This is a genomic window from uncultured Pseudacidovorax sp. (assembly GCF_913773995.1).
Taxonomy (GTDB): domain Bacteria; phylum Pseudomonadota; class Gammaproteobacteria; order Burkholderiales; family Burkholderiaceae_C; genus Xenophilus.
This window is the reverse complement of the sequence record NZ_CAJYES010000041.1, coordinates 1-3,760: the sequence shown is the minus strand read 5'-3', so window position 1 is coordinate 3,760 and position 3,760 is coordinate 1. Positions and strand designations below refer to the sequence as shown.

At 71.0% G+C, this 3,760-nt stretch carries 5 protein-coding genes; 2 read left to right on the top strand and 3 right to left on the bottom strand.

Going from position 1 to position 3,760, the window contains the following annotated elements; translation table 11 throughout:
* The coding region (locus QZ772_RS03940; RefSeq protein WP_295523234.1) for a CoA transferase at nt 1–127 on the bottom strand (127 nt) is incomplete at its 3' end.
* 11 nt (nt 128–138) lie between these two features.
* Nucleotides 139–1,137, bottom strand: a complete 999-nt coding sequence (locus tag QZ772_RS03935; RefSeq protein WP_295523232.1) for a tripartite tricarboxylate transporter substrate-binding protein — start codon at nt 1,135–1,137, stop codon at nt 139–141.
* 92 nt (nt 1,138–1,229) lie between these two features.
* On the opposite strand from QZ772_RS03935, the gene QZ772_RS03930 reads away from it, so the two are divergent.
* Together QZ772_RS03930 and QZ772_RS03925 are read left to right on the top strand one after the other, a co-directional pair.
* Entirely contained in the window at nt 1,230–2,207 is a 978-nt protein-coding gene (locus tag QZ772_RS03930) for a LysR substrate-binding domain-containing protein (protein ID WP_295523230.1), read from the top strand.
* Between the two features lie 47 nt (nt 2,208–2,254).
* Nucleotides 2,255–3,262, top strand: a complete 1,008-nt coding sequence (locus QZ772_RS03925) for a metal-dependent hydrolase (RefSeq protein ID WP_295523229.1) — start codon at nt 2,255–2,257, stop codon at nt 3,260–3,262.
* 53 nt (nt 3,263–3,315) lie between these two features.
* Here QZ772_RS03925 and QZ772_RS03920 read toward each other — a convergent pair.
* Nucleotides 3,316–3,760 (bottom strand): LysR substrate-binding domain-containing protein (locus tag QZ772_RS03920; protein ID WP_295523227.1); only part of this gene is annotated, 445 nt, incomplete at its 5' end.

The following is a 3,760-nucleotide window of genomic DNA, read 5'->3' as shown; positions in this document are numbered from 1 at the left end:
GTGCGCCCAACTGCGCCAGAAGGAATGTGGCAAAGGGGCCGGCGATGACATGCGAGAAGTCCAGGATGCGCACGCCGGCAAGCGGGGCGAAGTCGGTCACGGGCGCGAGCGAGGCGGGGGATGGCATGGCGGCGGTGCTCATGGAAGGCTGATGCGGTTGCGGGCGATGAGCGCGCGGTAGCGCGTGGTCTCCTGCGCGATGAATCGGCTGAATTCGGCGGGTGATTCGGACACGCTCGGCACCGTGCCGTCGCGTGCATAGGCGGCGCGCAGGCCCGGGTCCTGCATGGCCGTGCGCACCGCGCCGAACAGGCGCTGCACCAGCGCATCGGGCAGGCCCGGCGGACCCCAGATGCCCGACCACGACACCAGGTTCAGGTCCTGGCGCCGCAGGGCCTCGTTGAGCGTGGGCACCTCCGGCAGGGCCGGATCGCGCTCGCCGGCCGTGACGGCCAGTGCGCGCAGCTTGCCGTCGCGCACCTGGGGCAGGGCCGTGGAGATGACCGGAAAGGCGAACTGCGCGTCGCCACGGATCAGCGCCAGCCCGATCTCCACCGAGCCGCGATAGGGCACATGGGTGGCCTGCACGTCGGCCGCCGAGAGGAAGGCGGCCGCGAACAGATGGGCCGCGCTGCCGATGCCGCCCGATGCGTAGTTCAGCCGGCCAGGATCGCGCCGTGCAGCCTCCAGCAGGTCGTCCACGCTGCGCAGCGGCGAATCGGCGCCCACCACCAGCAGGCAGCCGCTGGTGCCGGTACGGCAGATGTGGCTGAAGGCCTGCGGGTCGAACTTGACCGAGGGCTGGAGCAGCTTCTGCGTGACGTGGGTGGAGCTGCCCAGCAGCAGGGTGTAGCCATCGGGCGGTTGCTGGTTCACGTATTCGGCCGCCAGGATGCCGCCAGCGCCCACCTTGTTCTCCAGCACCATCGACTGGCCCAGCTGTTTGCCCAGGACGGGGCCGAGCAGGCGGGCCTGGATGTCGGGGCCACCGCCCGCGGCGTAGGGCACGATCAGCCGCACGGGCCGTTCGGGGTAGCGCGCCGTGGCCTCGGGCGCGGCCGCCAGGGCACCGCGACCGGCGGCCAGGCCCAGAGCGCCGAGCAGCAGCCGGCGCCGACGCAGGGTCGTCTCGTTCATTGCCGTTGTCTCCGTCGTTCGATACGCCGATTCTGGAATCGCGGGCCATGCCACACAATTATTGGTTTTGAAAGAAGCCATTACCGATCGATATGGCCCAGACAGGATCCGAGCCCGCTTCCACCGCCCGCGAGGAGGAGCGCCGTGCCCGGCGCATGGACCGCCTGCGCGTGCGGCACCTGCGCCTGCTGCACTGGGTGGCCGAGACCGGCTCGCTGAGCGCAGCGGCCGAACGCCTGCAGGTGAGCCAGCCCGGCGCCACCAAGATGCTCCAGGAGATCGAGGCTGCGCTGGGCGTCGGCCTGATCGAGCGCAGCGCCCGCGGCGCCCGCCTGAGCCCCGCCGGCCGCGTGGCGCTGGATCGGCTGCGTGTGGCGCTCGGCGCGCTCGATGCCGCCGCGGGCGCGGACGCGGCCCTGGCGATGCCGGTGCTGCGCATGGGCATCCTGCCGCTGGTCGCCGTGGCCGTGCTGCCCGCCATCACCGCCGCCATCGATGCAGCCGGGCATTTGCCCCGGCTGCTGCTTCGCGAGGCCAATGTGGACCAACTCATGCGCCTGCTGCGCGACGGCGAGGTCGACTGCGTGATCGGCCGCCTCGAAGCCGGCGAGGATGCCACGGGCGACCTGCAGATCGAGCGGCTGTGGGAAGAGCGCATGGCCGTCGCGGCCGCGCCCGGCCATCCGCTGGTCAGCCGCCGGCGGCACACGCTGGCGACGCTGCAGGCCGAACGCTGGATCCTGCCGCCGTCGGCCACCAACACCCGGCGCAACTTCGAGCACTGGTTCCTGGAAAGCGGGCTGCAGCCTCCGGCGGCAACGGTGGAGTCGACGTCCTTTCACACGAGTCTGGCGCTGGCCGGCGCCGGCCGGCTGCTGGTCGTGGCGCCGCAGACGGCCGTCGAGCACTACGAGGCCCGCGGCGTGGTGAAGGCGCTGGCGCTGCAACGGCCCTTGGCCTCGGGACCCATGTTCTTCATCACGCGTGCCGAGCTGGCACCACTGCCGCAGGTCGTCCAATGGCGAATGGCGCTGGTCGACCATGTCCGGCAGATGGCAGCGGGCGCATGAGCGACGATCCGCGCTCCTTTCTTGACCTTGCCTAGGGGCGACACCGCTTGGACTCCCTCACTCAGATCGTTCTCGGCGCCTCGGTCGCCGCCGTCGCCGTGCCGGCCCGTGGCCGGCGCGTGGCGCTGGTCGCCGGTGCCGTGCTGGGCACCTTGCCCGACCTCGATGGCCTGGTCCTGTCCGGGATGGGCGTCGATGCCGTGACCAACGTCACCTGGCATCGCGGCCCTTCGCACTCGCTGCCGGTGCTGCTCGTCGCCGGTTGGCTGATCTGGCTGCTGGCGCGGCGCTGGAGCGCCCGTGTGCGCGAGGCGCCGCGCGGCTGGCTCGTCGCCATCTGGCTGGCCCTGATCACGCATCCGCTGCTCGATGCCTTCACTGTCTACGGCACTCAGCTCTGGTGGCCTTCGCCGACGCCGCCTGTCATGGGCGGCAGCGTGTTCATCATCGACCCGCTCTACACGCTGCCCTTGCTCGTTGCCGTGATCGTGGCCGCCGTGGCGGGGCCGCGTCCACGCGGCCGGCGATGGCTGTCTGGCGCGCTGGTGCTCAGCAGCCTGTACCTGGGCTGGAGCCTTGTCGCGCAGCAATGGGTGGACCGCATCGCGGCACGCTCGCTGGCCGCGCAGGGTCTGCAGGACGCGCCACGCCTGGTCGTGGCGTCGCCGCTCAACACGCTGTTGTGGCGCGTGGTGGTCATGACGCCGGATGGCTTCCTGGAGGGCGAGCGTTCGCTGGTGGCCGACAGCGGCCCCATGCGCTTCACGCACCATGCCAGCGACTTGCAGGCGCTGGAGGCCTTGTCGCAGGAGCGCGCCGTGGCGCGGCTGCGCTGGTTCACCCATGGCTTCATGAAGGCCGCGCGGGACGGAGATGACCTGATCGTGTCGGACCTGCGCATGGGCGCGGAACCCGACTACAGCTTCAATTACCGCGTGGCGCGTTGGGACGACGGGACGTGGCGGCCGGTGCCCGTGGCATTGCAGGGCGGCATCCGGAGTGCAAGGGGCATGCTGGGACGCACCTGGCAGCGCATCTGGGCGTCGCCAGGCTGACCCATGCGGACGGCGCGTGCGCTGCTTTGAAACCGGCGTCGCCCCCGCTCAGCTCAGGCGCGCGGCCGGGTGGACCGGCCGCGCGTCTGTGGTGCGCCGACAGCGGAGGTCCAGGGTGACAGCACCGCCGTGATGCATTCGGCGAATGCCGTGAGCAGGTCGCTTTCCTCCCGGCCTGCCTTGGTGATCTCGAAGAAGTCGACGGGCACCACCGGCTGCCGCAGGGCATGCAGCGTGACGCGATAGCGCGCCGCGGCGCCAGCCACGAAGGAGGGCAGCACGGCCGCCCCGCGGCCGGCCTCGACCATCGCCAGCAGCGTGTGCAGGTGATTGAAGCTCTGCACGAATTGGCCGTGTTCGCCGCTGTCGCGCAGAGAGGCCTCCACCTGCTGCTGGATGGGGTTAGTGGGCGGCAAGCCCAGCAGCCCGTGACGAGGAACTTCCTTCCAGCGCAATGGAGCAGCTTCCGCCGGTGACTCGTTTGCCGGCAGGATCAGC

Excerpts from the sequence above, each read along its gene's own strand:
- QZ772_RS03935 (WP_295523232.1), bottom strand. The coding sequence starts at position 1,137 with ATGAACGAGACGACCCTGCGTCGGCGCCGGCTGCTGCTCGGCGCTCTG.
- QZ772_RS03930 (WP_295523230.1), top strand. The coding sequence starts at position 1,230 with ATGGCCCAGACAGGATCCGAGCCCGCTTCCACCGCCCGCGAGGAGGAG.